Genomic DNA, 26,907 nt, shown 5'->3' with positions numbered 1-26,907 from the left:
CATGGCACGCAAACCGATCTCCGACATGTCCGCGTGGCCCTCGCTCAGCCTCGAGGGCAACCTGATCGCGCCCGCGATGATCGCAAGGATCGATCAGCGGGACGCTCCGGAACAGGCGCCGGAAGACTACACCGTCCGCAAGGGCCTGACGATTCGTGAGGAAATCTCGACGGCGTTCCGGGTCGGCCAATCTCATTTCGATGCCTTCGCGAAACTCGAGGCGCCCTCGCAGGACGCCGCCCGCCGTTTCGTAGCGGGTCTCTTCAAGGAGACCTTCGGCTTTCATGACCTGACTCCTGCCGCCGCGCCGCTCGCCATGATCGCGAGCGGCCGGGTTCCCATGGTCGTGGTCCCGCCGAGCGAGACGCTAGACCGCCGCAGCCCGACCCTGTCCGTCGACCGCTCCCGTTCGCCCGCCTTCGCGCTTCAGGACTACCTCAACGACTCCGAGGAAGCGCTGTGGGGCATCGTCACCAACGGCTCCCACCTTCGGCTCATGCGGGACAACGCGTCCCTGACGCGCCCGGCCTACATCGAAGCCGACCTTGCCCAGATCTTCTCGACCGAAGACATCGCGTCCTTCGCCGCGCTCTGGCTGCTGATTCACCGGTCCCGCTTTGGCGCTGCTGACACCCCGGCAACCGACTGCCCCCTCGAACGCTGGCGCGAGTCCGGCACGCGCGAGGGCGAGGCCGCCCGCGATCGCCTGGCAGACCAGGTCCAGATTGCTCTCAAGGTTCTGGGCTCGGGCTTCCTCGAGGCCAACCCCGATCTCGCCGACAAGCTTAAATCCGGCGAGGTAAATCTCACCGAGTGGTTCAACGAGCTGCTCCGCCTCGTCTACCGGCTCATCTTCCTGATGGTCGCCGAGGACCGAAACCTCCTCCACCCGGCGAAATCGAGAACCGAAGCCCGCGCGCTCTACGCCGAGGGCTACAGCCTCGCGGCACTGCGCAAGCAGTGCTACCGCGCCGCCACCTGGGGCAAGCACCACGACCGCTACGAGGGCATCAAGATCGTCTTCCGCGCGCTCGCCCACGGGCAGGACGCACTCGCCCTCCCGGCGCTCGGCGGCCTCTTCGCCGAGGACCGTCTGCCCCACCTCGAAAACGCCCGCCTGCGCAACCGCGCCTTCATGGAGGCGCTCTATCGTCTCTCATGGCTCGCTGACAAAACTGGCATGGTCCCCGTCAACTGGCGCGCGATGGAGACCGAGGAGCTGGGCTCCGTCTACGAATCCCTCCTCGAACTTCAGCCCCAGCTGGGTGATGACGGCAAGACGCTGCTCTTTGCCTCCGAAGCGGCCGAGCAGAAGGGCAACCAGCGCAAGACCACCGGCTCCTACTACACGCCCGACAGCCTCGTTCAGGCTCTGCTCGACACCGCACTCGACCCCGTGCTCGACAAGACCGAGGCAGAGGCGAACGATCCCGCCAAGGCGCTGCTGAAGCTGTCGGTCATCGATCCCGCCTGCGGCTCGGGCCACTTCCTGCTGGCCGCCGCCCGCCGCATCGCCACGCGTCTGGCCCGCATCCGGGCCGAGGGCACGCCCTCGATGGAGGACTTCCGCCATGCGCTGCGCGATGTCGCGCGCTGCTGCATCCACGGGGTGGACCGCAACCCGATGGCGGTGGAGCTGACCAAGGTCGCGCTCTGGATCGAGACGGTAGACCCTGGCCTGCCCCTCGGGTTCTTCGACGCGCAAATCCGCTGCGGCGACGCGCTGCTGGGGGTCTTCGACTTGAAGGTGTTGGAGGACGGCATTCCCGATGCCGCGTACAAACCGCTGACGGGCGACGACAAAGACATCGTCAGCATCTACAAGAAGATAAACGCTGCGGCGAAAACCGGCCAAGGCGGTTTCGATTTTAGCACCGGCCTCAACAAACTGCCCGAGACCAAGCCGTTCGCGGTCGACTTCTCTGGCTTCCGTGAGCTGCCCGAAGACACACTGGAGGAAATCGGCGCTAAAGCGGCGCGCTTCAAGGAGCTTCGCAAGAAGCAGGACTTCGTCCGCGCAAAAGCCGCCTGCGACCTTTTTATCGCAGCGTTCCTGCTGCCCAAGACTGGCCACGCTCCAACAGGCCCGTCAGAGCGAACCGTCCCGACAACCGAAGAAATCTGGATGGCGCTCAATCAGGGCAAGATCCGGAACGCGATGGTTGATGCGCCCAAGGTCGCGCGCGAGGCGCGCGCCTTCCATTGGCCGCTTGAGTTTCCGGATATCATGCAGCGGGGCGGCTTCGACGTGGTGCTTGGCAATCCGCCGTGGGAGCGCGTGAAGCTGCAGGAGCAGGAATTCTTCGCGCTTCGGGATGCCGAAATTGCGACGGCGAAGAATGCTGCCGCGCGCAAGAAGCTGATCGAACGGCTGGACGACACCAACCCGCGCCTGGCGAGGGAATGGCAGGACGCGCTGAGAACTGCCGCGACCGAAAGTCATTTCATGCGCGAGTCCGGGCGTTTCCCACGAGGTGGTGTCGGAGACGTCAACACCTACGCCGTGTTCACCGATCTTGCATGGCAAGCCGTCCATCCCACCGGGCGAGCTGGCCTGATCATTCCGAATGGTCTGGTGGTCGGCTTCACCTACCGAGAGTTCCTGCGACAGCTCCTGTCAGAAAAGTCTCTGGTCTCGTTCTACGGCTTCGAGAACGAAGACAAGATCTTCAAGGACGTGCACAACGAAACGAAGTTCGGGCTGCTCACCATTGGCGGCACTCAGGTCAAGATCGAGCAACCGTGGTTCACGGCGCATATCAGGCAGCCCGCTGAAATCGCCGACCCCGAAAAGCGGTACGCGCTGACCGTCGACGAGATCAAGGCCATCAACCCGAACACGCTGAATCTACCGGCCTTCCGTTGGTCGAGAGATGCAAAAGTCACGGCTGCCATCCACACGGCCGCACCGATTTTGATTGAGAAGGAAGGCAGTCAGGTTGTTCGGAATGACTGGAGGGTTTTCCTCAAGACCATGTTCCACATGGCAAATGATTCCGGCCATTTCATCGACCACGAGGACGTTGCGCCGCTAATCGAAGAACGTCGTGGCGTGCTCGCAGTGCTCCGCGATGGGCGTCAGGTCTACCCTCTTTATGAGGGCAAGATGTTCTGGCACTTCGACCATCGGTATGGGACCTATGAAAACCAGACTGAGAAGCAGGCCAATAAAGGCGTCCTTCCTAGGGTCTCAGATGAGAAGCACAACTCAGCTGAATATCGTATCCAGCCACGATACTGGATAGATGCTCGACTGACCATGGAAACGCTTGGCGAGGACGCTGGAAGGCCTTGGTTATTTTCGTGGAGAGACGTAGGCCCGTCAGAACGGACATTCATTGGTACAATCCTGCCGCCAACGGCTATGGGGCATGCTTCCCCCTATTTGACAACAGACACCTCCGCCAAAGACGCACTGGCGCTCTCTACCACTCTCTCAAGCTTGGTGGTCGACTACGCGGTTCGGCAGAAATCCAGCAGGATGACATTCTTTATTGTTGAACAGTTGCCAATGCTTGAGCGCGAGAAGCTTGAGGAGGCACCTGCATGGCTTGGAGAGGAGGTCCGTGCTTGGCTAAATAACCGCGCAATCGAGCTCTTCTACACAAATTGGGAACTCCAAAGCCTCGCAAACAGCATTGGAATGGAGACACCTCCATTCAGATGGGATCCGTCGCGCCGTCAAACCATCCAAGCTGAAATCGATGCGGCAGTCTTGCACTTCTATAGCTTGGATAGGGAGCAAGCCGACTGGGTCCTGGACTCGTTCACCGTGCTCCGAAAATACGAAGAGCGCGACCATGGCGAGTTCCGCACCAAGCGGCTGGTTCTGACTGCTTACGACGCGATGGCGAAGGCGAAGGCATCAGGTACGGCGTACCAGACGCCTCTGTCCCCGCCGCCTGCTGACATCAGCCTTTGTCATGGTGTGGAGGGTTCCGATGTTGCTCCATTGCGGCAACGCATCCAGCTTCCGCCGCTCGAGCAAATTGCCGACGCTGCTTGGGCTCGCGCGGCGCCGTCTCCGCAGCACGATCCGTTGGCAGCACTCGCGGCAATTCTGAAATCGCTAGATGGACCAACTCCAATCCGCACCGTCCGTCTGACCGCGGCGATCGTGCTTGAGCCCTACCTCTTGACACCGCTTCTTCCCCCTCAGAATCAAGCCCAATGGCGGCGCCTGGTGGGCCAGGAGGCAGAGCCTCGCTCCGGGAATGTCATCGGCTTCGCCGCCCGGACCGCGCCGGGATGGAATGCCGCCATCACCAACCATCGTGGCAACGGTCGACTGCTCGAGGACATCGCAGCCAGAACCTGGGCGCCAGGCACAGGTCTGGAAGACTTTGACACGTCGGGCTGGCCAGAAGGGCGCGCAGGATTTGTCATCGACGCGCTGCGAAACCTGAACATCGACGCAACCATGAAGGCTGCTCCCGACGAGGTTCGAGACTGGATCGCAAATGTCGCAACAGGATGAGCTCTTTCCGGTTCCGCCACTGAGCGTTGAAGTTCCGAAAGACCTCACCGAGCCGAGGCTTTGGGTTCGGCGACTGAAAATCTGGAAAGAGCCGGGCGGCGAGATCATCCGAGACATCGAGTTGCGGCCCGGACTCAACATCATCTGGTCGCCGGACGGAGATGACGATCCGGAAGGGCACGGGCGTGCAATCGGCCATGGTAGCGGGAAGACGCTGTTCTGCCGTTTGCTGCGCTATTGCCTCGGCGAGCCCCGCTTTGCCGATGAGGTCCAGCGCGATGCCATCTCGGCGACATTTCTCAACGGCGTCGTCGGCGCTGAAGTGATGCTTGACGGAGTGTGCTGGGCGGTAACGAGACCACTCGGCGTTGGCCGCAAGCACTTCGCGATTGAGGACGGCGACCTCGATGTTGTTGCTCGAATGGAGGGCACGGCTACCGGCATAGAGCCGCTCATCGACGCCATCGAGGCCAAGATCCTCGGCGAAGAAGCCTCCCAATTGGCGAGACTTTCGGCTGGACAGCGGGCCTGGCCGGTCGCTCTTGCCTGGGCGACGCGTGATCAGGAATGCCGGTTCGACGACGTTCTCGACTGGCGCTCGCCGGCCTCAGGATCGGATGCGCCACAGCCTGCAAGCGGCGAATCCAAGGGGCCTCGTCTGCTCGCTATGCGGGCGTTTCTGAGCGCTATTACGGAAGAAGAGCAAGCCACACGGCGCCAGGAGCAGGACCTTGCAAGCCAGCTCGATCAAGCAAAACGGCAAAGGTCCTTTCTCGAATGGGATCAAGGGCGGCGCGTGGAAAGCCTCATTCGCGAGCTCGGTCTTGGCGATACATCGCTGCCGGACATGCCGCTTCTTTTGGATTCCCTGAAATCGGTCGCGGAGGAGAAGCTCGCGGCGGCTGCGAAGCTTCCATCAGGAGTTCGCGCCGAACTCGATGAAGCTCGGCGTGCCTCTCAAAATGCTCGCATTGCATTGCGCGACGTTGAACTGAAGGCAGCCGGGCTCGACGCGAAATTGCCTATTGAAGAAAAGCTACTTACACAGATGAGCAGTGAAATTCCGGGGCTTTCGGCAGCCGCTCAATCTGCGGCTAGTCCGATCTGCCCCATTTGCGAGGTGCCCATCGACACAGCGCTCGCGGAAGGCTGCAAGCTGTCTCACAAATTACCTGATCAAGCGCAATGTCGTGCTCGATGGGAAGCGAAGCGTCAGGAAGTTGATGCCCAGCGACAAGCGATAGCGAGCTTCAGGGCTGAGATTGATGCCCTAAAGCCCGAGGTCGCTTTGGCCCGCCAGAAGGCTCAGCAGGCGGAAGATCGCGTGGATCGCCTCGAAAAGGCTGCTGACACTCGAAACACAAGCTGGCGCACTGCAACCCGCAATGTGGAAGATGTTCAGCGTTCCGCAGAACTGGTCGATGAGCTGGCGCACGCAGAGTCTGCGATCAGAAAGCTGGATGAGGATTTGCAACGCGTCCGCGAACGGCTTCGGGGGTTCGAGTATAAGCAGGCAAAGGCAATCGGTGCGATATCGCAAAAATTCTCAGCCATCATTCGGCGCCTGCTCGGTGACGACGCCAAGGGTATTGTGCGTCTGACCGGCAAGGGTCTTGAGATCAGCGTGGAAGCCGGGGGGGACAGGCGAACAGCCGCAATTCAGTCACTGAAAGTTCTTGCCTTCGATCTGGCTTGCCTTTGCCTGAGTATCGAAGGCCGAACACGCATTCCCGCATTTCTGATCCATGACAGTCCGCGGGAGGCCGATTTAGGGCAAACGATCTATGATGAGCATTTCCGGCTTTTGCGGGCACTCGAAGAAGAGCTGGCGGGTGGAACTTTTCAGTATTTGATCACAACGACAACAAGGCCGCCGCAGGACATCAACAAAGGGCCTTGGCGGCGTGCGGTTTTGCGCGGAGCGCCTGGCCGCGAGCGGTTGTTGGGCTGCGACCTATGAGGATCAATATGCAATGATCGAAGCGCCGCAGCCCTTCGTCATCCGCCAGGAGTGCGACAAGGTCGCGTTCCAGAATGGCTTTCGCCGCAAGCTGGGCGAAAGCGAGGGCTGGGCGGGCTTCAGATCGACCACGGTGCCCGGCACGATCCATCTCGCCGCGGCAGGCGCAGAGGGCCCGTGGTTTCTTGCCCTCGATCACACGGGCGTCATTGAAGAGCTAGATATACACCCCGTGGACATGCCGGGACCAGCTCTTGCCCGCTACGCCTGCGAGACGCTGGGCCAAGTCTATGCCGTGTTGCCACGCATCTACCAGCTGGCGGCAAGCCTTCCTGATGCACCGCTTCGCGAGTTCGAGACGAAGGTCAAGGACCTGCCGAAAACGACGGAGGCCGAACGGCTTGTCGTCCAGCGCATCGGCCAGGACATCTTCCGCTCGGGCCTGATCGACTATTGGCAGGGCCGATGCCCGCTGACCGGGATCGCCGATACAGCGCTGCTGCGCGCATCGCACATCGTGCCGTGGAAGGATTGCGCGAGCGACGCCGAGCGGCTGGACGTCCACAACGGCCTTCTGCTCTCGGCCTTATGGGATGCTGCCTTCGATCGAGGGCTGGTGACGTTCGATGACGAAGGCCAGCCGCAATTCTCACCTTCCTTGAGCGACAGCGCTCGCGCCGAATTGCGCTGGCAGGGTCCGATCCCATTGACCGACAAACATCGGAAGCGGCTGATCTGGCACCGCACTAACCTCTTCGTCAGCCAAGGAGGAGCTTAGGACAACGGTTCAGGCGCTCGCGAGCCACCCCTTGTTCTGCAAGGTCTGAAGGGCGATGCCGATCTGGCGCGGCGAAAAATGCTTCTTCCGCTCGTTCCAGGTGCTCCAGCCGTGTGCTTGAGTTCAAGTGCCTGGACGAGGGTTTCTTCTCGGAGGACTGACGCCCGGCGGAGGGGATTTCAACTCTGATGGTAGGTCGGCGTCGGTTTTTGTTTTGGTTTCTTATGGTTAGGGTTCCGTACTGCCACCGGTTCAGTCCAGAGGTCGAGAGAAAAAGGGCGGAGAGAGAACGCTCAGAGCCGAGTGTGCCGGCGTCGCAGTCCAGAGGTTCGCGCCCGAACCGTGCGGTTCCCTAGCGTTTCAGCGCCGCGTCCACGTGCGGAGAACGTTCGACAGGGTAGAAATGGCGGACAGGGCGGGATTCGAACCCGCGATACGGTTCCCCGTATACACACTTTCCAGGCGTGCGCCTTCAACCACTCGGCCACCTGTCCGGCGCGCTGCTTATGACTGCGGGGGACCGATCTTTCAAGGGCCGAGATGCAGGGTTTTTACAATCGCGCATGATTTCGCCCGCATGGTCCTGCCGCCTTCATCGGCCGGCAGGGGCGGACATCGCGCCCGCGGGTTGCGATCCGGGGGCCATGCGCGCACATCTCTCTTTGGGCTATGGCTTTGGATCGGCGCCCCTGGGCACGATGCTTTCCGGAGGCGGCGCCCTATGTGTGCCGAAAGCGGCGCTGGAGAGGAGGTCCTGTGCGGTTCCTGGTGAGATCGGTCGGATATCTGCTCGTGGCTGCGGGATTCATCGTCCTGGTGATCGACGGCGCGCGCGCGATCGCCAACGCCCTGCTGCGCTTCACCACCCTGGGAGACCTGCTCGCGGCGATAGCGCATGATCGCTACCTGTCGCTCGGGCCGGCGGTCGAGCGGAACCTCCATCCGCTGCTGTGGGACCCGGTGCTGCTCTCCGCCCTGCAGGCGCCGGCCTGTCTCGTCGCGCTGGCGTTCGGCTTCGCCCTGCTCTGGCTCGGCCGGGCCCCCGAGCCGCGGATCGGCATCGTCACGCGTCGGTGAACGGGTTTTCGACCGCGCATCCTGTGCAGAAGCCGCGGCGATGAATAGATTGGGGCCGAGGTCAACGGAACGGAGCCGACCATGTTCTCCCTGGGCAAGAAGACTGAATTGCCGACCCCGGCCGAGGCGCTGCCCGGCCGCGCCGCGGCGATTCCCACGGCCGAGACCCATTTCGTCAACGGCCGCCGCCTCGCCGGCCCCTATCCCGAGGGGCTGCGCATGGCGCTGTTCGGCCTGGGCTGCTTCTGGGGCGCGGAGCGCAAGTTCTGGCAGATGGGCGAGGGCGTGTGGGTGACCGCCGTCGGCTATGCCGGCGGCGAGACGCCGAATCCGACCTATGAGGAGGTCTGCAGCGGGCTCACCGGCCATGCCGAGGTCGTGCTCGTGGTCTACGATCCCGCCAGGATCAGCTATGAGGACCTGCTCAAGGCCTTCTGGGAAAACCACGACCCGACCCAGGGTATGCGCCAGGGCAACGACATCGGCACGCAGTACCGCTCGGCGCTCTACGTCTTCGACGAGGCCCAGTGCGCGGCGGCGGAGAGCTCCCGCGACGCCTATCGGCAGGCCCTGCTGGCGAAGGGCTACGGGCCGGTCACGACCGAGATCCGCGCGGCGCCGGCTTTCTACTTCGCCGAGGATTATCATCAGCAATACCTCGCCAAGAATCCGGCCGGCTATTGCGGCCTGGGCGGCACGGGCGTCTCCTGCCCGATCGGTCTCGGCGTCGACGCCTGAGGCCGGCCTTCGCCGCAGCCGGAAAGGCGCCGCGAGCGGCGCCTTTCCGCTGAAGTTCTCGCTATGTTCTTGCCTTGCGCCCGAAGCTCGGCTAGCCTCCCTGCGGGGACGGGGTGGGCCGGGATGGTGACGCGGGTCGCGACGGTGGCGTTCGAGGGCATCGAGGCGAGGGCCGTCGACGTACAGGTGCAGGTCGCTGCGGGCAGCGTCGCCTTCGTTCTGGTCGGGCTGCCCGACAAGGCCGTGGCCGAGAGCCGCGAGCGGGTGCGGGCGGCGCTCCTCGCCTCCGGGCTGGCGCTGCCGGCCAAGCGCATCACCGTCAATCTGGCGCCGGCCGACCTGCCGAAGGAAGGCAGCCATTACGACCTGCCGATCGCGCTCGCCGTCATGGCCGCGATCGGCGCGCTGCCGCCGGATGCGCTCGCCGGCTACACGGTGCTCGGCGAACTCGCGCTCGACGGCTCGATCGCGCCGGTCGCCGGGGTGCTGCCGGCCGCGATCGCGGCCTATGATCGCGGCCAGGGCCTGATCTGCCCGGCCGCAACCGGCCCCGAGGCGGCCTGGGCGGCGGCGGATATCGACATCCTGGCGCCGCGTTCTCTGATCCAGCTCGCCAATCACTTCAAGGGCACGCAGGTCATGGCCCGGCCGGAGCCGGCGGTGGCGCGCCAGGCCGGCGCCTTGCCCGATCTCGCCGACATCAAGGGCCAGGAGAGCGCCAAGCGCGTGCTCGAGATCGCCGCGGCCGGCGGCCATAACCTGCTGATGAACGGGCCCCCCGGCGCCGGCAAGTCGATGCTGGCGAGCCGCCTGCCCTCGATCCTGCCGCCGTTGACGCCGCGCGAATTGCTGGAGGTCTCGATGGTGCTCTCCGTCGGCGGCCATCTCGCCGGCGGGGCGCTGACCGACCGGCGCCCCTTCCGCGCCCCGCATCACTCGGCCTCGATGGCGGCGCTGGTCGGCGGCGGGCTGCAGGCGAAGCCCGGCGAGGTCTCGCTCGCCCATCACGGCGTGCTCTTCCTCGACGAGCTGCCGGAGTTCCAGCCGCAGGTGCTCGACGCGCTGCGCCAGCCGATGGAGACCGGCGACGTGCTGATCTCGCGGGCCAATCACCGCGCCGTCTATCCGGCGCGCTTCCAGCTCGTCGCGGCGATGAACCCCTGCCGCTGCGGCAAGGCGACGGAGCCGGGCTATGCCTGCCGGCGCCAGCCGAACGAGCGCTGCATCGCCCAGTACCAGACCCGGATCTCCGGACCGCTGCTCGACCGGATCGACATCGCCATCGACGTGCCGGCGGTGACCGCGGCCGATCTCATCCTGCCCGTGGCCGGGGAAGGCTCCGCCGCGGTCGCGGCCCGCGTGGCGGCCGCCCGCGCGCGCCAGGGCGCCCGCTTCGAGGCGCTCGGGCTCGGCCATGTCACCACCAATGCGGCCTGCCCGGCGCCGGTGCTGGAGGAGATCGCCCGGCCGGACCGGGCCGGCCTCGCCTTGCTGCGGGACGCGGCGGAGGCGATGCGCCTGACCGCCCGCGCCTATCACCGCGTGCTCAAGGTCGCGCGCACCCTGGCCGATCTCGACGGCGAGGCGAAGGTCGGCCGGCTGCATCTCGCGGAGGCGCTGTCCTACCGTTCGCGCGGCGGCGATCTCGCGCAGGCGGCCTGACCCGCCGCGGCCTCAAGATGGCTGCGGCCGGCCGGAGCGACCGCGGCCCGTCAGGGTTAAGCCTTGCTTGCGGAATGGCCTCGAAAGCGCGCTTTCCTCAGGCGGCTTTTTTCAGGGGCGGACGCTAGACCGGGAGCATGATGCTTTCGTTCTGGACATGGTTCGCCGCAGCCTGCGCCGTCTTCGCCCTGCTCGGCGGGGCGGGGCTTCTCGCCCTGCGGCGGCTGGCGCGGCTGCGCCGCCGGAACGCCGCCCTGCTGCGGGAGGTCGAGACGCTGAACGACCGGCTCTGGAGCCTGTCCGACAGCGAGCAGCGCTATCGCAGCCTGGTCGAGGGGCAGGGCGATTTCATCGTGCGCCGCGACGGCGCCCGCATCGTCTATGCCAATGCCGCCTATGCCGCGCTCTTCGGGGTGGAGGAGGCCGATCTCGTCGGCAGCGAGGCGCAATTGCCGCAGCTCGCGGTGCGGGCCCAGCGCGCGCTCGACGGCGGGGCGCGCAGCCTCGACGAATGCCTGGCGACGCATGAGGGCGAGCGCTGGATCGCCTGGGTCGAGACGGTCGTTCCCGGTCCCGGCGGGCGCACGCTGCTGCAGCGCGTCGGGCGCGACATCTCGGCCCGCATCGCCGAGGAGGACGGGCTGGTCCAGGCCCGGGCCCGGGCCGAGGCCGCCAACGAGGCGAAGTCGCGCTTCCTCGCCACGGTCAGCCACGAGTTCCGCACGCCGCTGAACGGTATCCTCGGCATGTCCGACCTGCTCGCCGACACCGGCCTCGACGCCGAGCAGTCGACCTATGTGCAGGCACTGCGCATCTCCGGCGAGGCGCTGCTGGCGCTGGTCGACGACATTCTCGACTTCGCCAAGGTCGAGGCCGGCCGGCTGGAGCTGGCCGAGGAGCCCTTCGACATCGTCCAGCTCGTCGAGACCGTCTCGGAGCTGATGGCCCCCCGGGCGCAGGCCAAGGGCATCGAGCTGGCCGCCTATATCGCGCCCGAAATGCCGGCCCAGCTCGTCGGCGACCGCGACCGCCTGCGTCAGATCCTGCTCAATCTCGTCGGCAACGCCGTGAAGTTCACCGATGCCGGCGGCGTCGGCCTGAGCGTGCGGCGGGTGCGGAACTCGGTGGAGATCGTCGTCGCCGATACCGGCCCCGGCATCCCGGCCGACCGGCTCGAGGTCATCTTCGGGGAGTTCGAGCAACTGGAGCAGGATTCCGCGGCGCGCCATGCCGGCACCGGGCTCGGCCTCGCCATCGTGCGGCGGCTGGTCGGGCTGATGGGGGGCGAGGTCCGGGCGGAGAGCCGCGCCGGCGAGGGGGCGAGCTTTCGCGTCACCCTGCCGCTGGTCGCCGCGCCGGGAGCGGAGGCCGTCCCGATCCCGCACTGGCCCGGCCAGCATGTCCTGCTGGCCTCGCCGGCGCCGTTCGCGGCGCGCTTCCTCTGGGAATCGATCCGCGCCACCGGAGCCGCGGTCACGGTCGCGGCGACGGCCGAGGCGGCCCGCGCGATTCTGGCGGGCGCGCAGCCGGTGACCGCGGTGCTGATCGACCATGCGCTCGGCGACGCCGCGGCGAAGGAGCTTGCCGGCAGCGTGCGGGCGGCCGGCATCCGCGACTGCCTGATTCTCCTCTCCTCGCTGGCGCGGCGCCAGTTCGGCGCGCCTCAGGCCGCCGGCTTCTCGGGCTTCCTGATCAAGCCGGTGCGGGCGCGTTCGCTCTATGAGCGGCTGGGCGCGCGCTTTCCCCAGCTTTTGCCGGCGGCCGCCCGGATGCGGCCGGCCACGCCCTCCCGGCGCCGGCCGCTGCATGTCCTGGTCGCGGAGGACAACGAGATCAACGCGCTGCTGCTGACGCGGACGCTGGAGCGCCTCGGCTCCTCGGTGATCTGGGTGCGCGACGGCCGCGAGGCGCTGCAGCGGATCGAGGCCAGCCTGACCGGCGCCGCCGCGCCGCTCGATCTCGCGCTGCTGGACATCCGCATGCCGGCGATGACCGGCCTGGATTGCGCCCGGGCGGTACGGGCGCTGGAGGCCACGCTGGAGCGCAAGCCGCGGCTGCCGCTGGTGGCGGTCACGGCCAATGTCTCGGCGGCCGACCGCGAGGCCGCGCTGGCGGCGGGCATGGACGACTGCCTGGCCAAGCCGCTCGAGCGCGCGGCGCTGCTGCGCTGGCTCGACCATGTCGGCAGCCGGCGCTCCCGCGTCCTGTCGGCTTGACGGGCGTCACGGCTTCGACGCAGTTCTGTCGCAAAGCTGTAAGCTCCAGGAGGCAAGCCTTCCGCGTGCCGGAAGCGGCCTGGAGACCGGCGCGGAGGAGGGCGGAAAGCCGCCCGCCGCTGCGCGCCGCTCCAAAAGCGTGATAGGGTGAGCTTGACCCGATCGGGTTTCGCTACGATCTGATCGGCATGAACCCTGGGGGCGACACAGGCATGGCATTGCACGTTTCAGAGCGATCGAACGCGCTGCCGGCCCGGTTTTCAGCCGGCAATCCTTTGTTTTCGCGCCTGGCGCCGATGATGCTGGTGACCGGCGGGGCGATGCGCCGCTACGGGCTGGAGGTCGGCGAATCGGAACCGCTCTCCGGCACGCTGGGGCGGCTCGGCTCGCTCGAGGTCCGCCTGGCGCGCGGGCCGCGCGAGATCTGGCGGGCGCAGCGCCTGCGCTACCGCGTCTTCTATCAGGAGATGTCGGCCAAGCCCGACGTGATCGCGCGGATGTTCCGCCGCGACGCCGACCGTTTCGACAAGGCCTGCGACCATCTGCTGGTCATCGACCATGCCGCGAAGGGCCGCTTCGGCGGCATCAAGCCCAAGGTCGTCGGGACCTATCGCCTGATGCGCCAGAGCGCGGCGAACCGGCTCGGCGGCTTCTACACGCAGAGCGAGTTCGACCTGGCGCCCCTGCTGGCGCGCCATCCCGGCCAGCGCTTCCTCGAGCTCGGCCGTTCCTGCGTGCTGAAGCCCTACCGCAACAAGCGCACGGTCGAGCTGCTCTGGTCGGGCATCTGGGCCTATCTGGAGCATCACCGCATCGACGCGATGTTCGGCTGCGCCTCCTTCGACGGCACCGATCCCGATTCGCTCGCCCTGCCGCTGAGCTTCCTGCACCATCACGCCCGCTCGCAGGGCGAATGGAGCGCCGCGGCCCATCCCGAGCACTATGTCGGCATGGACCGGCTGCCGGCCGAGATGGTCGACGCCAAGCTGGCGCTCCGGCAGATGCCGCCGCTGATCAAGGGCTATCTCAGGCTGGGTGCCCGCTTCGGCACCGGCGCGGTGATCGATCGCCAGTTCGGCACCACCGACGTGCTCGTCGTGCTGCCGGTCGCGGCCATCGACAAGCGCTACGCCGCCTATTACGGCGGCGACAACGCGCGTCACGCCGCCTGAAGCCGGCTCATTCGCCGGCCAGGGCGAGGGCGCGCAAGGCTTCCCGATAGGTCGGGTAGCGGAAGGCGTAGCCGAGCTCGCGCTTCACCAGCGCGTTGGAAACCCGCTTGTTCTCGCCGTAGAAGCTCGCCGCCATCGGCGAGAGCCGGGCCTCGGCGAAGGGGATTTCGGGCGGAGCCGCGAGCCCGGTCAGTTCCGCCGCGAAGCCGACCACGTCCTGGGGCGCAGCCGGCTCGTCATCCGTGACGTTGTAGATCGCGCCGCCGCGCGGCCGCGCCAGCGACGCCATCAGGATGCCGGCGATGTCCTCGGCATGGATGCGGTTGAAGACCTGGCCGGGCTTGTTGAGCCGCGTCGCCTTGCCCTCGCGCAGCTTGGCGATCGGGTTGCGGCCGGGGCCGTAGATGCCGGCGAGGCGGAAGATCTGCACGGCCTTGCCGCTTTCGCGCCCGAGGGCGAGCCAGTCCTGCTCGATCGCGACGCGCAGGCGGTTGCGGGCATTGCCCGGATTGACGGGCCGGGTCTCGTCGATCCAGGCGCCGCCCTGGTCGCCATAGACGCCGATCGTCGAGAGATAGCCGATCCAGCGCAGGGCGGGCGCGGCCGCGAGCTCGCCGCGCAGCCGCTGCAGCACCGGGTCGCCATCCTCCCCCGGCTGCACCGAGACCAGCACGGCCTCGGCCTCCGCCACCGCCCCGGCCAGCGCCGACGACACCGCGAAGCCCCCGAAGACCAGCGTGCGGATGCCGTCGCGGCTCAGCTCCGCGGCCCTCCCGGCCGAGCGCACCGTGCCCGTCACCTCCCAGCCGCGGGCGAGCGCGGCCCGCGCGAAGAAGCCGGCCGAATAGCCGAGGCCGAGGATCAGCAGTTTCATGCGGCGTCTTCCCTGTGTCCGGCCGGCGCGAGCCATTCGGCCCGCACCTGCGGGTCGATTTCGTTGCGCAGGGCGGCGGGAGCGAGCTTTGCGGCGCGCGCCGGATCGAGGCGGCGCAGCGCCCAGGCCGCCATGGCCCGCACGAGCGGGGAGGGGGCGTCGAGATGCGCGGCGGCGCTGTCCGCCAGTTCGGGCCGGCCGCTGTTGCCGATCGCGATCAGCACGTTGCGCAGGAAGCGCTCGCGCCCGGTCCGTTTTACCGGCGTGCCGGCAAAAAGTGAGCGGAAGGCCGCGTCGTCGAGGCCGGCGAGCTCGGCCAGCGGCCGCCCGTCGAGCTCCTCCCTGAGGGCGAGGCGGGTTTCCTGCGCGGCTGCGGCGAATTTGTTCCAGGGGCAGACGGCGAGGCAGTCGTCGCAGCCGAAGATGCGGTTGCCGATGCCGGGGCGCAATTCGGCGTCGATATGGCCCTGATGCTCGATGGTGAGATAGGCGATGCAGCGGCGCGCATCGAGCTGGTAGGGCGCCGGGAAGGCTTTTGTCGGGCAGATCTCGAGGCAGCGCCGGCAGGAGCCGCAATGGTCGCGCTCCGGCTCATCGGCCGGCAGCTCCGCGGTGGTGTAGATCGCTCCCAGCAGCAGCCAGGAACCGTGCTCGCGCGAGACCAGGACCGTGTGCTTGCCCTGCCAGCCGAGGCCGGCCGCCTGCGCCAGCGGCTTCTCCATGACCGGAGCGGTGTCGACGAAGACCTTGACCCCGGCGCCGCCGCGCGCGGCCAGCAGGCCGGCGACGCTCTTGAGCTTGCCCTTGATGACGTCGTGATAGTCGCGCCGGCGGGCATAGAGCGAGATCGCGCCCTTGTCGGGCTCGGCGAGCATGGCGAGCGGGTCGCCCTCGCCGGCATAGTTCATCCCGAGCATCACGACGGAGCGGACCTCGCTCCAGAGCGCGCGCGGATCGGCGCGCTCGGCCGTGCGCTCGTCCATCCAGGCCATGTCGCCGTGATAGCCGGCTTCGAGCCAGGCCCTGAGCCGTTCGGGCGCGAGCGGGATCGCGTCGGCCGCGGCGACGCGCATCGCCGCGAAGCCCTCGGCGCGGGCGCGCTCGGTGACGGCGCGCTTCAGCTTCTCGCCGCTCAGAAGTCCAGATTGTCGTAATGGGCGCTGGGCGACATGCCGGGCACCCGGTCCGCCAGCAGCGGCCGGAAGCTCGGTCGCGATTTGATTCGGGCGTACCATGCGCGCGCCGTCTCGTCCTCTTCCCAGGGCACGTCGCCGAGATAGTCGACGCAGGAGAGATGCGCCGCCGCGGCGAGGTCCGCATAGCTCATCCGGGCGCCGGCCAGCCAGTTCCGCTTGGCGGTGAGCCAGGAAATGTAGCGCAGATGATAGCGCACATTCGCGCGCGCGGCGCGGATCGCGCCCATCTCCGGCGGGCCGCCGCCCTCGTCGCGGCTCATGAAGCGCTTCATCACCTTCTCGAGCACCAGCGGCCCGGTGATCTCGTCGTGGAACTTCAGGTTGAACCAGTCGAGCAGGCGGCGCACCTCGACGCGCTCGCCCGGGCCTTCCGGCAGCAGCCTGCGGTCGCCGAGCGCGAGACCGCGCGTCTCGTCGAGATATTCGGCGATCGGCCCGGCGCCGGGCACGGGCAGGCCGTTCTGCTCCTGGAAGACCGGCGTCGTGCCCGCCGTGTTGAGCTCGAGGAATTCCCGCCGCCGCTCCCAGACGCGTTCCTCGATCAATTCGGCCTCCATGCCGAATTCGCCGAGAACGAGACGGATGAAGCGCGAATGCGGGCATAGCGGATAATGATACAGGGTCGCCATGGCACTCATGCAGCCTTGAAGCGGGTCAAATGCGGCCGAAGCGGGGCGGCGGGCCGGAAAGTTCCCTGCTATGCGTTCGGCGCCCGCTCCTTATCACGCCCGAAAACCGCCACAAGCGCCGTGGATGCGGAAGCGCGGGATTTGCCCGGTTCGCTTGGCGAATTGGTAACCAATTCGCAAAGAGCTGGGCGTAAGCCGGCCCGAGCGGCCGCCGCCGGCCGGCGCGGATCCCGAGTCGCACGAGGACGCCTCTTCCATGCAGAACCTGATCGAAGCCTTCGTCCTCGGCATCGTCGAGGGCCTCACCGAGTTCCTCCCTGTCTCCTCGACCGGCCATCTGCTCCTGCTCGGGCATTTCCTCGGCTTCGAATCGAACGGCAAGACCTTCGAGGTGCTGGTCCAGCTCGGCGCCATCCTGGCGATCGTGCTGGTCTATTTCCGGCGCCTGCTCGACATCGCGCTCAGGATCCCGACCGATCCCGCGGCGCGGCGCTTCGTCCTCGGCGTGCTCGTCGCCTTCCTGCCGGCGGCGGTCATCGGCGCGCTGCTGCACGGCTTCATCAAGGGCGTGCTGTTCAACCCCCTGATCGTCTGCTGCGCGCTGATCGCCGGCGGCCTCGTCCTGCTCGTGGTCGACGAGCTGGAGCTGCAGGAGAAGCACACCGACGCGACGGCCTTCCCGCTGCCGATGTATTTCAAGATCGGCCTGATGCAGTGCCTGGCCATGATCCCCGGCGTCTCGCGCTCGGGTGCCACCATCGTCGGCGCCATGCTGCTCGGCGCCAGCAAGCGGGCGGCGGCCGAGTTCTCCTTCTTCCTCGCCATGCCGACCATGGCCGGCGCCTTCGCCTACGACCTGATGAAGAGCTACAAGGACCTGACCTTCGACGACGGCATCCTGATCGTCATCGGCTTCGTCGCGGCCTTCTTCTCGGCGCTGGTCGTGGTGCGCTCCTTCCTCGACTTCGTCTCCCGGCGCGGCTTCTCGCTCTTCGCCTGGTGGCGGATCGTCGTCGGCCTGGTCGGTCTCGCCGGGCTCTGGATCGTCGGCTGAGCGGCTCCGCCGCCCGGCTCAGCCGGCGCGCAGCGGGTCGCCGAGCGGCTTGGGCATGTCGGTGGGAGTGACCGGGCCGGCCGCGGCCGGCGAGGTCAGCGAGGCGGTCTGCCGCTCGATCATGCGGTGCACGACCGGCGGGTTCGGCCCGCTGTGGAGCGCGCGCACGCGCTCGCCGATCTCGGCGTCGGCCTGGGTCACGCGCTGGTTCTGGCGGACATATTCGACCCAGGTCGGGCTGTCGTAGCGCTCGAACCAGAGCGTCGGGTCGGTCAGGTCGCGCAGCAGCGTCCAGTGACGCGCGCCGTCGCGCCGGCGGATGCGGCGGCGCTCCGCCATCACGTTCAGGAAGGCGACGACGTCCTCCGGCTTGATGATGTATTCGACGGTGACGATCACCGGCCCGCTGCGCGGCTCGATATCGACCGCGACCTTGGGCTCGCGCCAGCGGCTGAGCGGGTCGAGATTGAGCTCCTCCAGCGGCGGCAGCCTGTAGCGCAGGCCGAGCCCGGCGCCGATCAGCAGGACGATGGCCGAGAGCTGCAGGCCCCTGTCGGTGCCGAACAGCAGGGCGGTGCGGCCCCAGGCCCAGCTCCCCGTCGCCATGCCGCCGAAGGTCGCCATCTGGTAGATCGCCAGCGCCCGGCCGACGACCCAGCGCGGCGCCGAGAGCTGCACCGTGGCGTTGAAGGTCGACAGCGCCAGCACCCAGCAGGCGCCGCAGATGAACAGGCCCGGGATCGTCATCCAGATCGTGCGGCTGAACGCCACCAGCAGGATCCCGGCCGCATAGGCAATGAAGGTCGAGCGCACCAGCGCCTCGGTGCTCATCGCCCGGCGCAGCCGCGCGCTCATGAAGGCGCCGGCGACCGCGCCCGCGCCGAAGCCGCCGAGCAGGATGCCGTAGGTCAGCGGCCCGCCGCGGATCAGGTCGCGCGCCACCAGCGGCAGCAAGGCGAGGCCGATGATCGCGCCGAAGCCGAAGGCGAAGGCGCGCAGGATCACCGCGCGGATATTGGGCGACATCGCGACATAGCGCACCCCGGCGCCCATCGCGATGAACAGGGTCTCGCGCGGCAGCAGCCGCTCGACCTTGGGTGGCTGCCAGCGGGCGAGCACCGCGATCAGCCCGATATAGGAGAAGGCGTTGATGACGAAGGCGGCGACCGCCCCGGCCGCGGCGACGATGGCGCCGCCGATGGCGGGGCCGACGCTGCGGGCGATGTTGAAGGCGACGCTGTTCAGCGTCACTGCCGCCGGCACGTCGCGTCGCGGCACCATGTCGCCGACGGAGGATTGCCAGGCCGGGTTGTTGAGCGCCGTGCCGCAGCCGATCAGGAAGGTGAAGCTCAGCAGCAGCCAGGGCGTGATGATGCCGAGCCAGGCGCAGGCCGCGAGCCCGATCGAGACCGCCAGCATGAAGCCCTGCGCCGTCAGCATGATCCGGCGGCGGTCGTAATTGTCCGAGATCGCCCCGGCGGCCAGCGAGAACAGCATCACCGGCAGCGTCGTCGAGGCCTGGACCAGCGCCACCATCTCGGCCGAGGGCGAGATCGAGGCCATCATCCAGGAGGCGCCGACCGCCTGGACGAGGCCGCCGAAATTGGAGGCGAGGCTGGCGAACCAGACGGCCCGGAAGATCGGCTGACGCAGCGGGACGAAGGGCGAGGTGCGGTTTTCGGAAGGCCCTATGCCCTCGGAAGCGAGCTCGGCTTCGACCACATCGGCTGTCGGCTGGGCATGCAAATCATCAGGCATGGCATAGGGGTAGCATGAGGGCGCGCGGAGGGAACCGTTTTCGATTTCGAAAACGGCGAAACTGGGAAAGTTTTTGCGCCCGCCCGCCGGAGCGTTCTCAGGCCGTCGCCACGCGCCGCCGCGGGCGCGCCCGGCCGGCGCGCCAGGCATGGGCGGCCGCCACGGCGAGGCCCGCCAGCGCGACCCAATGCGCCGGCCTGATCGAGGCGTAGTCCCAATAGGTGAGGATGTCGGCATTGGCCTGGAAGACGAGCCAGGGCGAGACGCCGCTGGTCAGCGCGTACCAGCCGCTTTCGAGCAGCGCCGTGGCGAGCCCGGCGAGCAGGGCAAGCCCGGCGAGGACGGGCAGCGAGACCGGCAGCTTCCAGCGATAAAGCCCGCGATAGAGCAGCAGCAGGACGAACAGCCCGCTCATCAGGACCGGCTCGGTGACGTCGATCTTCGATTGCAAGGCGAAATGCAGCAGCGCGAGCGCGGTGATCGGATAGACGAGGTTGTGCAGCCTCTGCCAGTTCTTGCCGAGGCGGCGGATCATCCGGTCGGTCGAGGTCGCGCCGAGCGCGCAGAGGCCGAGCAGCGCGACGAAGCCGATCGTCAGGTAGAAGCGCCTGGCGATCTCCGAGACGATCAGCCCCCAGTCGAAGGCCATGTCGATGCAGTAGAGCCCGAGATGGCCGAGCGCATAGGCCATGACCGAGAGGCCGAGCAGGCGGCGGATGCCGATCAGCTTGCTCCAGTCGAGCAGCCGCCGGAGCGGCGAGATCGCCAGCGACAGGATGAGCAGCCTGACCGCCCAGATCCCGACGCGGTGGATCGCCTCGGTCCAGGGCTTCGAGCCGAGCTGCCCCATCCAGGCGGCGTAGAGGACGAGGACGGCCGGCAGCAGCGTCAATGCGAAGGCGGCGGCCCGCAGGCCGGAGAACCGGCCCTGCCGGTCGAGCCAGGGCAGCCAGCCCCGCAGCGCGGACGCCTTTCCGGCCGGCGCTGCGCGGGCGCCCGGCGGCCTGCCGGGAGCGGTCGCGCCTCGGGCGGACGGCGGAGCTGTCACGGCCGCTCTCCATCATGCGGGATCATGCCTCCCGCATAGCCGAAGCGCGGGCCGCCTGTCCCGCATCTGAGCACACAAGGGCGTGAGGACGGGCTGAATCGCGCCCGCCTCCGCCCCGGCCGTGTCTTCCGCCGGCCTTCGCCTCAGGCGGCCTGCTTGAGCGCCAGCGTATGGCCGAGCGCGGTCGCATCGGCGCCGCGCGCCTCGTGCAGCAGCCGCGTGCCGGCCTTGGTCGCCAGGAAATCGGCGAGGATGGCGTCCTCCTGCCGCACGAAGCCCCTGGCGGGCAGCTTGCCGGCCAAAAAGAGCTCGACCATGGCGACGCAGCCCGAGGCGGTGGTGAGCTGGATGGCGCCGAGCTCGTCATTGCCGTCATAGCGCAGCACGACGCTCTCCTCTTCCAGCCGGCCCTTGCGCTCGCCGACGCCGGTGACGAAGATCACCACCACGTCCTTGCGGGTGAAGGGGGCGGAGTGGCTGAGGATGCGGCGCATCGTCTCGCGGTCGTCGGCCAGCTCGAGGTCGCGCAGCAGGAGCTTCATGATCTCGGCATGGCCGGGATAGCGCAGCGTCTTGTAGCTCATGTTGCGGACCTTGCCGGCCAGCGTCTCGGTCAGCGTGCCCAGGCCGCCCGAGGTGTTGAACGCCTCGTAGGCGACGCCGTCGATCATCACACCTTCGATGCCTTCCAGCGCCGGCACCACCGTCGGCTGGCCGTCGAAGACGATCTCGCAGGGGTTGCAGTATTCGTTGATCAGGCCGTCGACCGACCAGGTCACGTTGTAGCGCAGCGCGTTGGTCGGATAGAGCGGCAGCGCGCCGACGCGCATCTTGATGGTGCGGACGTTCTCGAAGCGGGCGGCCATGTCGGCGCCGAGGATGCAGATGAAGCCGGGCGCCAGGCCGCATTGCGGCACGAGCGCGACATTGGCGGTCTTGCCGAGCTCCTTGATATAGGCGGTGGTGGCGACGTCCTCGGTCAGGTCGAAATAATGCGTCCGGGTCTCCGCCGCGGCCTTGGCGATGCCCTTGTTGAGGAAATAGGGGCAGGCGCTGACGACGATGTCGCGATCGGCCAGGAAGGCGCGCAGCGCCGCGAGGTCGGAGGCGTCGACGACCGCCGTGCCGAAGCGCTTGCCGGCGGCATGGGCGAGCTGGGCCTGCGCGGCGTCGGCCAAAGTCACCTCATGGCCCTGCTCGGCCAGCATGCCGGCGATGATGGTGCCGATCTGGCCCGCGCCGAGAACGGCGATGCGCTGCTTCTGGGTGGTCATGGCGATCTCCTGTCATGGCCGGTCCGCGGCGGACCGTTCGCTGGCGCCATGCTGGAGCGCGGGGCTGCGCCCCGGAAGGCGCGGATCGCCGATATGACGGCTTATGATCCGTCGTATCGAAGGGATAGGGTAAAAATCGAGGGTAAACCCCGGATGCGGCCCCGATCGGGGGCCGCGGCGCGCCTCAGCGCTCGAATTTCCGCGCCAGGATCACGGAGGAGGTGGTGCGCCGCACGCCGTCCATCTCGGCGATCCAGTCGATCACCGTATCGAGGTCGCTCGCGGTCTCGCATTCGACCTTCACATAGAGATCGAAATGGCCGCTCAGCGTATAGCACTGCACGATCTCCGGCCGCTTCTTCAGCGCCGCGACGACGCCGCCCTGGCGCTTGACCTCGAGCTCGATCATCACCAGCGCCGCGATCGTCGTGGCGGGCCGCGCCGCCTTGCCGAGCACGGTGGTATAGCCGGCGATGACGCCGTCGCGCTCCAGCCGGGCCAGCCGGCCCTGGACGGTCGCGCGCGAGACGCCCAGCATCTTGGCGATGTCCGAGAGCGGCAGGCGCGCATTCTCCGAGAGGATGCGGATCAGGTCTCGGTCCTTCGCGGCGTCGGACGGTCTCGCCATGCTCTCTCCGCTGTTTCGCAAGGCCGGCACCATGAGGGCAAAGTCGCGCGCCGGGCAAGCGGAGGCCGCGGGAACCGCAACCCGCCGGAATCGTTGTCGTCAGCGCCGGGAGGGGCTTGCATTGCGCCCCGAATAAGGGTGGCATGCCGGTCGGCGGCAGAGAAGCTTTGCCATGGAGAACGCCATGTTCAGGACTTTCATTCTCGCATCTGCGTCGGCGCTCGCTCTGGCGTCCCTTGCAGCGTCGCCGGCTTCGGCCCTGACGATGAAGGAATGCAGCGTCAAGTATCAGGAGGCCAAGAAGGCGAACACGCTGAAGGGCCAGAAGTGGAACGACTTCCGCAAGGCCCAGTGCGGCGACGACGATGCCGCCGACGACGAGGCCGCGGCCGCGGTGCCGGCCGAGCCGGCGACGCCCGCCGCGGCGCCGGCGGCCAAGCCGGCCGGCAGGGCCAAGGCCGCAGTGTTCCCGAAGGCGGTCTCGGACAAGTATTCGAACGAGAGCGCCGGCAAGGCGCGCCTCAAGACCTGCGCGGACCAGTACAACGCCAACAAGGCGGCCAACGCCAACGGCAATCTGAAATGGATCGAGAAGGGCGGCGGCTACTGGAGCCAGTGCAACGCCAAGCTCAAGGGCTGATCCAGACCTTTGCTGAAAACAAACGCCGCGCCGGCAGGCGCGGCGTTTCGCGTTTCCGGGCGAGTCGGTTTCGACCGGATGTTTGACCGAACGAGATTGTCATCCCCGGCGCAGCGAAGCGCAGACGCGGGATCCATGCCTGAGCCTTTCCGGGAGAGGCCCGGGCATGGATCCCGGATCGGCGCCGCTGACGCGGCTTGTCCGGGATGACGGTCTGGTTCGCAAGCGGTGGAATCTACAGCATCTGCGAAGGGCGGGAGGCCGGATCGGAGGGCTGGGCTGGCGCAGGATTGCCGGGCCGCTTGTTGAGCATATTGCCGCGCGTGCGGATGATATGCGCCGTCACCACCTCTTGGACGCGCTTCTCGGCAGCCTCGCGGACGGCGCCGCGATTGGCCGGGCGTCCCTCCTCGTTCTCGATCAGCTCGATCGTGGCGTTCGTCAGGGCGTCGACATCGTTCTTGCAGAACAGCATGGCGGCCTTGGCGACGACCTCGGCCTTTTCGTCGGTGAGCAGCATCGAGGCGCCTTCCCGGCCGATGCAGGCGAGCATCTTGCCGCTGATCAGGTCGCGGGTCTTTTCCAGCAGCGCCTTCTTCTCCGCCCGGGCCGCCTTGTCCTTCTCTATCGCTTCGCGCCGCTGCGCGTCGGTGCGGGCGTCGACCGGCGCGCCGGGCGAGACCGGGCCCCGGACATGGCCGCTCTGCTTGACGCATTCGACCAGCGCCGGCAGCATCTCCCCTGTCGAGGTCAGCGCGAAGGTGTAGCGGGCGTCGTTGGCGACGAGCTCGAGATAGCGCCCCTTGCGGAAGGCGTCGATCAGCGCCGATTGCGCCGGCATCGCGATGGTGAGCAGCGTCGGCGACTTGATGGTGGCGACGACGTCGATGGTCGAGCTGCGGTCGAAGACGAGGCGCAGCTTCAGCGTCTCGCCGGTCCGCAGGGTCCAGCCGGGCTTGGAGAAGCCGAGCAGCCAGGAGAAATTGGCGGTGACCGAGGTCAGCATCGTGACGCCGCTCTTGTAGCGGGCGCTGACCGCGCAATGCGAGAAGGCGCCGGTCTGGTCGTTGGTGAAGGTCCCGCCCGACCAGTTGCCGACGACGATCTTGCCGAACGGGCCGGCGGCGCCGGCCGGCAACGCCAAAAGACAGCTCAGGGCGACCGCGACGGCCCGCATCCCGTTTCCTCCATGCCGATCTGGCCGTCAGGTTAGAAGAAGCGCCCCGCCCGCGTCCAGAAAACAGAACGACCGGCCGTCGCCGGCCGGTCGCTTCGGTTGCGTTCGGACGCCTCAGTCGACGACGCGGACCGCGCCCCTGGCGGCGCTGGTCGCCATCGCGGCATAGGCCTTGAGCGCGGTCGAGACCTTGCGCTTGCGCGGCGCGGCCGGCTTCCAGGCGTCCTTGCCCTTGGCCTCCATCGCGGCGCGGCGGCGTGCCAGCTCCTCATCGGAGACCTTGAGCGAGATCGAGCGGTTGGGGATGTCGATCGCGATGACGTCGCCGTTCTCGACCAGGCCGATCGCGCCGCCCTCGGCCGCTTCCGGCGAGACATGGCCGATGGAGAGGCCGGAGGAGCCGCCCGAGAAGCGCCCGTCGGTGATCAGCGCGCAGGCCTTTCCGAGGCCCTTCGACTTCAGGTAGCTCGTCGGATAGAGCATTTCCTGCATGCCCGGCCCGCCGCGCGGCCCCTCGTAGCGGATCAGCACGATGTCGCCGGGATTGACCTTGCGGTTAAGGATGCCCTCGACCGCCGCGTCCTGGCTCTCGAAGATCACCGCCGGACCGGAGAAGGTCAGGATCGAGGCGTCGACGCCCGCCGTCTTCACGATGCAGCCGTCGAGCGCGATATTGCCGTAGAGCACGGCGAGCCCGCCATCCTTGGAATAGGCGTGCTCGAGATTGCGGATCACGCCCTTCTCGCGGTCGAGATCGAGCTCCTCGAAACGCCGCTCCTGGCTGAAGGCGGTCTGCGTCGGCACGCCGCCGGGGGCCGCGCTGTAGAAGCTGCGCACCGCCTCGCTCTGCGTCTGCACCACGTCCCAGCGCGCCAGCGCCTCGGCCATCGTCGCGCTGTGCACGGTCGGCAGGGAGGTGTCGATCAGCCCGGCCCGGTCGAGCTCGCCCAGGATCGCCATGATGCCGCCGGCGCGGTGCACATCCTCCATATGGACGTTGGCGACGGCGGGCGCGACCTTGCAGAGCACGGGCACGCGCCGCGACAGCCGGTCGATATCGGCCATGGTGAAGTCGATCTCGGCCTCATGCGCGGCCGCCAGCAGGTGCAGCACGGTGTTGGTCGAGCCGCCCATGGCGATGTCGAGCGTCATCGCGTTCTCGAACGCCTTGAACGAGCCGACATTGCGCGGCAGCACGCTCTCGTCGTTCTGGTCGTAATAGCGGCGCGCGAGATCGACGATCAGATGCCCGGCCTCGACGAAGAGGCGCTTGCGGTCGGCATGGGTGGCGAGCGTCGAGCCGTTGCCGGGCAGCGCGAGGCCGAGCGCCTCGGTCAGGCAGTTCATCGAATTGGCGGTGAACATGCCCGAGCAGGAGCCGCAGGTCGGACAGGCCGAGCGCTCGATCACCTCGACCTCGGCGTCGCTGTACTTGTCGTCGGCGGCCGCGACCATGGCGTCGACCAGGTCGACCTTCTTCAGCACGCCCTCGGCGATGAACTTGCCGGCCTCCATCGGCCCGCCCGAGACGAAGACGGTCGGGATGTTGAGGCGCATCGACGCCATCAGCATGCCGGGGGTGATCTTGTCGCAGTTGGAGATGCAGACCATCGCGTCGGCGCAATGGGCGTTGACCATGTACTCGACGCTGTCGGCGATCAGCTCGCGGGAAGGCAGGCTGTAGAGCATGCCGTCATGGCCCATGGCGATGCCGTCGTCGACCGCGATGGTGTTGAACTCCTTGGCGACGCCGCCGGCCTTCTCGATCTCGCGCGCGACGAGCTGGCCGAGGTCCTTGAGATGGACATGGCCCGGCACGAACTGGGTGAAGGAGTTCACCACCGCGACGATCGGCTTGCCGAAATCGCCGTCCTTCATGCCGGTGGCGCGCCACAGGCCGCGGGCGCCGGCCATGTTGCGGCCATGGGTGGAGGTTGCGGATCTCAGCTTGGGCATTTCAATGCGTCTCCGTCCGGGCTCACGACGCCCTGGTTCTGCGGCACCCTATCGCCGCGGCGCCGCGTCACAAAATTGAATTCTTCGATTTTGATGATCGGCGCCATGCATGGCGCGCGGATGGCGCGCGGAGGAATACGGGACAGATCCTTTCCGAATTGGCATAAGGGCTTTCCCTTTATGACCGCACGGGTGGGCGCGCCGGACATGCTGCGCAATATCGATGTCGACCTGCTGCGCAGCTTCGTCACCGTCGCGGAGCTGCGCAGCTTCACGCGCGCGGCCGCGGCGCTGTTCCGCAGCCAGTCGACCGTCAGCACCCAGATCCGCCGGCTGGAGGAGCTGGCCGGGCAGACGCTGCTGCAGCGCTCGCCGCAGGAGGTTCTGCTCACGCGCGCGGGCGAGCAGTTCCTCGGCTATGCCCGGCGCATCGTCGCCCTGCATGACGAGGCGCTCGACGTCATCAACGCGCAGAGCGTCAGCGGCCGCGTCCGGCTCGCGGTGATGGACGACTACGCCACCGTCGTCCTCCCGGAGACGCTGGCGCGCTTCGCCCGCTCCTATCCCGATGTCGAGCTCGAGGTGACGACGGG

General features: G+C 67.5%; 20 protein-coding genes and 1 tRNA gene (1 of these 21 only partly in view). 11 read left to right on the top strand and 10 right to left on the bottom strand.

Features of this window, described 5'->3' with window-relative positions:
• The first annotated feature begins 1 nt into the window (after position 1).
• The 3 genes from ACWH43_RS19795 to ACWH43_RS19785 are packed head-to-tail and all read left to right on the top strand — an operon-like array spanning position 2 to position 7,215.
• Positions 2 to 4,477, top strand: a complete 4,476-nt coding sequence (locus tag ACWH43_RS19795) for an Eco57I restriction-modification methylase domain-containing protein (RefSeq protein WP_260349200.1) — start codon at positions 2 to 4, stop codon at positions 4,475 to 4,477.
• Positions 4,461 to 6,437, top strand: a complete 1,977-nt coding sequence (locus ACWH43_RS19790; RefSeq protein ID WP_260349202.1) for a chromosome segregation protein SMC — start codon at positions 4,461 to 4,463, stop codon at positions 6,435 to 6,437. The genes ACWH43_RS19795 and ACWH43_RS19790 overlap by 17 nt, the downstream gene beginning before the upstream one ends.
• 13 nt (positions 6,438 to 6,450) lie before the next feature.
• Positions 6,451 to 7,215, top strand: coding sequence for an HNH endonuclease (locus ACWH43_RS19785; RefSeq protein WP_260349203.1), 765 nt, complete (start codon positions 6,451 to 6,453; stop codon positions 7,213 to 7,215).
• Between the two features lie 404 nt (positions 7,216 to 7,619).
• Here ACWH43_RS19785 and ACWH43_RS19780 read toward each other — a convergent pair.
• Positions 7,620 to 7,709: transfer RNA gene (locus ACWH43_RS19780), tRNA-Ser, on the bottom strand.
• A gap of 298 nt (positions 7,710 to 8,007) precedes the next feature.
• Between ACWH43_RS19780 and ACWH43_RS19775 the strand changes: the two genes are divergently transcribed.
• The 5 genes from ACWH43_RS19775 to ACWH43_RS19755 all read left to right on the top strand — a co-directional run bounded on the left by ACWH43_RS19775 (position 8,008) and on the right by ACWH43_RS19755 (position 14,080).
• Complete coding sequence (locus ACWH43_RS19775; RefSeq protein WP_158444795.1) at positions 8,008 to 8,292, top strand: PetM family of cytochrome b6f complex subunit 7; 285 nt, start codon at positions 8,008 to 8,010, stop codon at positions 8,290 to 8,292.
• An 81-nt stretch (positions 8,293 to 8,373) separates the two neighbouring features.
• Complete coding sequence (gene msrA, locus ACWH43_RS19770) at positions 8,374 to 9,030, top strand: peptide-methionine (S)-S-oxide reductase MsrA (protein ID WP_158444796.1); 657 nt, start codon at positions 8,374 to 8,376, stop codon at positions 9,028 to 9,030.
• A gap of 123 nt (positions 9,031 to 9,153) precedes the next feature.
• Positions 9,154 to 10,692 carry a YifB family Mg chelatase-like AAA ATPase gene (locus tag ACWH43_RS19765; RefSeq protein WP_158444797.1) on the top strand — a complete coding sequence of 513 codons (1,539 nt, stop codon included), beginning with the start codon at positions 9,154 to 9,156 and terminating at the stop codon, positions 10,690 to 10,692.
• Between the two features lie 137 nt (positions 10,693 to 10,829).
• Entirely contained in the window at positions 10,830 to 12,908 is a 2,079-nt protein-coding gene (locus tag ACWH43_RS19760) for a hybrid sensor histidine kinase/response regulator (RefSeq protein ID WP_260349204.1), read from the top strand.
• Between the two features lie 299 nt (positions 12,909 to 13,207).
• Positions 13,208 to 14,080, top strand: coding sequence for a GNAT family N-acetyltransferase (locus ACWH43_RS19755; protein WP_375797025.1), 873 nt, complete (start codon positions 13,208 to 13,210; stop codon positions 14,078 to 14,080).
• Between the two features lie 7 nt (positions 14,081 to 14,087).
• Here the strand turns inward: ACWH43_RS19755 and ACWH43_RS19750 are convergent, their stop codons facing one another.
• The 3 genes from ACWH43_RS19750 to ACWH43_RS19740 are packed head-to-tail and all read right to left on the bottom strand — an operon-like array spanning position 14,088 to position 16,779.
• Positions 14,088 to 14,954: an SDR family oxidoreductase gene (locus ACWH43_RS19750; protein ID WP_158444799.1), complete on the bottom strand. Its 867-nt coding sequence runs from the start codon at positions 14,952 to 14,954 to the stop codon at positions 14,088 to 14,090.
• Positions 14,951 to 16,189, bottom strand: a complete 1,239-nt coding sequence (queG, locus tag ACWH43_RS19745) for a tRNA epoxyqueuosine(34) reductase QueG (RefSeq protein WP_158444800.1) — start codon at positions 16,187 to 16,189, stop codon at positions 14,951 to 14,953. Before queG ends, ACWH43_RS19750 begins: the two co-directional genes overlap by 4 nt.
• Positions 16,087 to 16,779, bottom strand: a complete 693-nt coding sequence (locus tag ACWH43_RS19740) for a glutathione S-transferase family protein (RefSeq protein ID WP_158444801.1) — start codon at positions 16,777 to 16,779, stop codon at positions 16,087 to 16,089. The genes queG and ACWH43_RS19740 overlap by 103 nt, the downstream gene beginning before the upstream one ends.
• A gap of 256 nt (positions 16,780 to 17,035) precedes the next feature.
• Between ACWH43_RS19740 and ACWH43_RS19735 the strand changes: the two genes are divergently transcribed.
• Positions 17,036 to 17,833 carry an undecaprenyl-diphosphate phosphatase gene (locus ACWH43_RS19735; RefSeq protein WP_158444802.1) on the top strand — a complete coding sequence of 266 codons (798 nt, stop codon included), beginning with the start codon at positions 17,036 to 17,038 and terminating at the stop codon, positions 17,831 to 17,833.
• A gap of 18 nt (positions 17,834 to 17,851) precedes the next feature.
• On the opposite strand, the gene ACWH43_RS19730 is transcribed toward ACWH43_RS19735, so the two are convergent.
• The 4 genes from ACWH43_RS19730 to ACWH43_RS19715 form a co-directional block, all read right to left on the bottom strand.
• Positions 17,852 to 19,591 carry an MFS transporter gene (locus ACWH43_RS19730; RefSeq protein WP_158444803.1) on the bottom strand — a complete coding sequence of 580 codons (1,740 nt, stop codon included), beginning with the start codon at positions 19,589 to 19,591 and terminating at the stop codon, positions 17,852 to 17,854.
• A gap of 97 nt (positions 19,592 to 19,688) precedes the next feature.
• Positions 19,689 to 20,639 carry a protein-methionine-sulfoxide reductase heme-binding subunit MsrQ gene (locus ACWH43_RS19725; protein WP_260349207.1) on the bottom strand — a complete coding sequence of 317 codons (951 nt, stop codon included), beginning with the start codon at positions 20,637 to 20,639 and terminating at the stop codon, positions 19,689 to 19,691.
• Between the two features lie 143 nt (positions 20,640 to 20,782).
• Entirely contained in the window at positions 20,783 to 21,913 is a 1,131-nt protein-coding gene (locus tag ACWH43_RS19720) for a saccharopine dehydrogenase C-terminal domain-containing protein (protein WP_448153596.1), read from the bottom strand.
• A 184-nt stretch (positions 21,914 to 22,097) separates the two neighbouring features.
• Positions 22,098 to 22,541: an Lrp/AsnC family transcriptional regulator gene (locus ACWH43_RS19715; RefSeq protein ID WP_260349209.1), complete on the bottom strand. Its 444-nt coding sequence runs from the start codon at positions 22,539 to 22,541 to the stop codon at positions 22,098 to 22,100.
• Positions 22,542 to 22,725: 184 nt separating this feature from the next.
• On the opposite strand from ACWH43_RS19715, the gene ACWH43_RS19710 reads away from it, so the two are divergent.
• Entirely contained in the window at positions 22,726 to 23,181 is a 456-nt protein-coding gene (locus tag ACWH43_RS19710; RefSeq protein WP_158444806.1) for a hypothetical protein, read from the top strand.
• A 235-nt stretch (positions 23,182 to 23,416) separates the two neighbouring features.
• Here ACWH43_RS19710 and ACWH43_RS19705 read toward each other — a convergent pair whose 3' ends face one another.
• Together ACWH43_RS19705 and ilvD are read right to left on the bottom strand one after the other, a co-directional pair.
• Entirely contained in the window at positions 23,417 to 24,358 is a 942-nt protein-coding gene (locus ACWH43_RS19705; RefSeq protein ID WP_158444807.1) for a hypothetical protein, read from the bottom strand.
• Positions 24,359 to 24,472: 114 nt separating this feature from the next.
• A complete protein-coding gene (ilvD, locus tag ACWH43_RS19700) occupies positions 24,473 to 26,314 on the bottom strand; it encodes a dihydroxy-acid dehydratase (RefSeq protein WP_158444808.1) in 1,842 nt (613 codons plus the stop codon).
• A 180-nt stretch (positions 26,315 to 26,494) separates the two neighbouring features.
• Here ilvD and ACWH43_RS19695 point away from each other — a divergent pair, with 180 nt between their 5' ends.
• A protein-coding gene (locus ACWH43_RS19695) for a LysR substrate-binding domain-containing protein (RefSeq protein ID WP_260349211.1) crosses the window boundary here: on the top strand, positions 26,495 to 26,907 show its beginning. The gene runs 487 nt beyond the window's last position; only the first 413 of its 900 coding nucleotides appear in the window; it begins with the start codon at positions 26,495 to 26,497; the stop codon falls past the right edge of the window.

It is taken from the genome of Allobosea minatitlanensis, assembly GCF_964020775.1.
This window is presented reverse-complemented; position numbering and strand designations above follow the sequence as displayed.

Bases quoted from the DNA above. Each gene is read 5' to 3' on its own strand.
- ACWH43_RS19795 (WP_260349200.1), top strand. From the start codon at position 2: ATGGCACGCAAACCGATCTCCGACATGTCCGCGTGGCCCTCGCTCAGC.
- ACWH43_RS19790 (WP_260349202.1), top strand. From the start codon at position 4,461: ATGTCGCAACAGGATGAGCTCTTTCCGGTTCCGCCACTGAGCGTTGAA.
- ACWH43_RS19785 (WP_260349203.1), top strand. From the start codon at position 6,451: ATGATCGAAGCGCCGCAGCCCTTCGTCATCCGCCAGGAGTGCGACAAG.
- msrA (WP_158444796.1), top strand. From the start codon at position 8,374: ATGTTCTCCCTGGGCAAGAAGACTGAATTGCCGACCCCGGCCGAGGCG.
- ACWH43_RS19765 (WP_158444797.1), top strand. From the start codon at position 9,154: ATGGTGACGCGGGTCGCGACGGTGGCGTTCGAGGGCATCGAGGCGAGG.
- ACWH43_RS19760 (WP_260349204.1), top strand. From the start codon at position 10,830: ATGATGCTTTCGTTCTGGACATGGTTCGCCGCAGCCTGCGCCGTCTTC.
- ACWH43_RS19755 (WP_375797025.1), top strand. From the start codon at position 13,208: ATGCTGGTGACCGGCGGGGCGATGCGCCGCTACGGGCTGGAGGTCGGC.
- ACWH43_RS19750 (WP_158444799.1), bottom strand. From the start codon at position 14,954: ATGAAACTGCTGATCCTCGGCCTCGGCTATTCGGCCGGCTTCTTCGCG.
- queG (WP_158444800.1), bottom strand. From the start codon at position 16,189: ATGGTACGCCCGAATCAAATCGCGACCGAGCTTCCGGCCGCTGCTGGC.
- ACWH43_RS19740 (WP_158444801.1), bottom strand. From the start codon at position 16,779: ATGGCGACCCTGTATCATTATCCGCTATGCCCGCATTCGCGCTTCATC.
- ACWH43_RS19735 (WP_158444802.1), top strand. From the start codon at position 17,036: ATGCAGAACCTGATCGAAGCCTTCGTCCTCGGCATCGTCGAGGGCCTC.
- ACWH43_RS19730 (WP_158444803.1), bottom strand. From the start codon at position 19,591: ATGCCTGATGATTTGCATGCCCAGCCGACAGCCGATGTGGTCGAAGCC.
- ACWH43_RS19720 (WP_448153596.1), bottom strand. From the start codon at position 21,913: ATGACCACCCAGAAGCAGCGCATCGCCGTTCTCGGCGCGGGCCAGATC.
- ACWH43_RS19715 (WP_260349209.1), bottom strand. From the start codon at position 22,541: ATGGCGAGACCGTCCGACGCCGCGAAGGACCGAGACCTGATCCGCATC.
- ACWH43_RS19710 (WP_158444806.1), top strand. From the start codon at position 22,726: ATGTTCAGGACTTTCATTCTCGCATCTGCGTCGGCGCTCGCTCTGGCG.
- ACWH43_RS19705 (WP_158444807.1), bottom strand. From the start codon at position 24,358: ATGCGGGCCGTCGCGGTCGCCCTGAGCTGTCTTTTGGCGTTGCCGGCC.
- ilvD (WP_158444808.1), bottom strand. From the start codon at position 26,314: ATGCCCAAGCTGAGATCCGCAACCTCCACCCATGGCCGCAACATGGCC.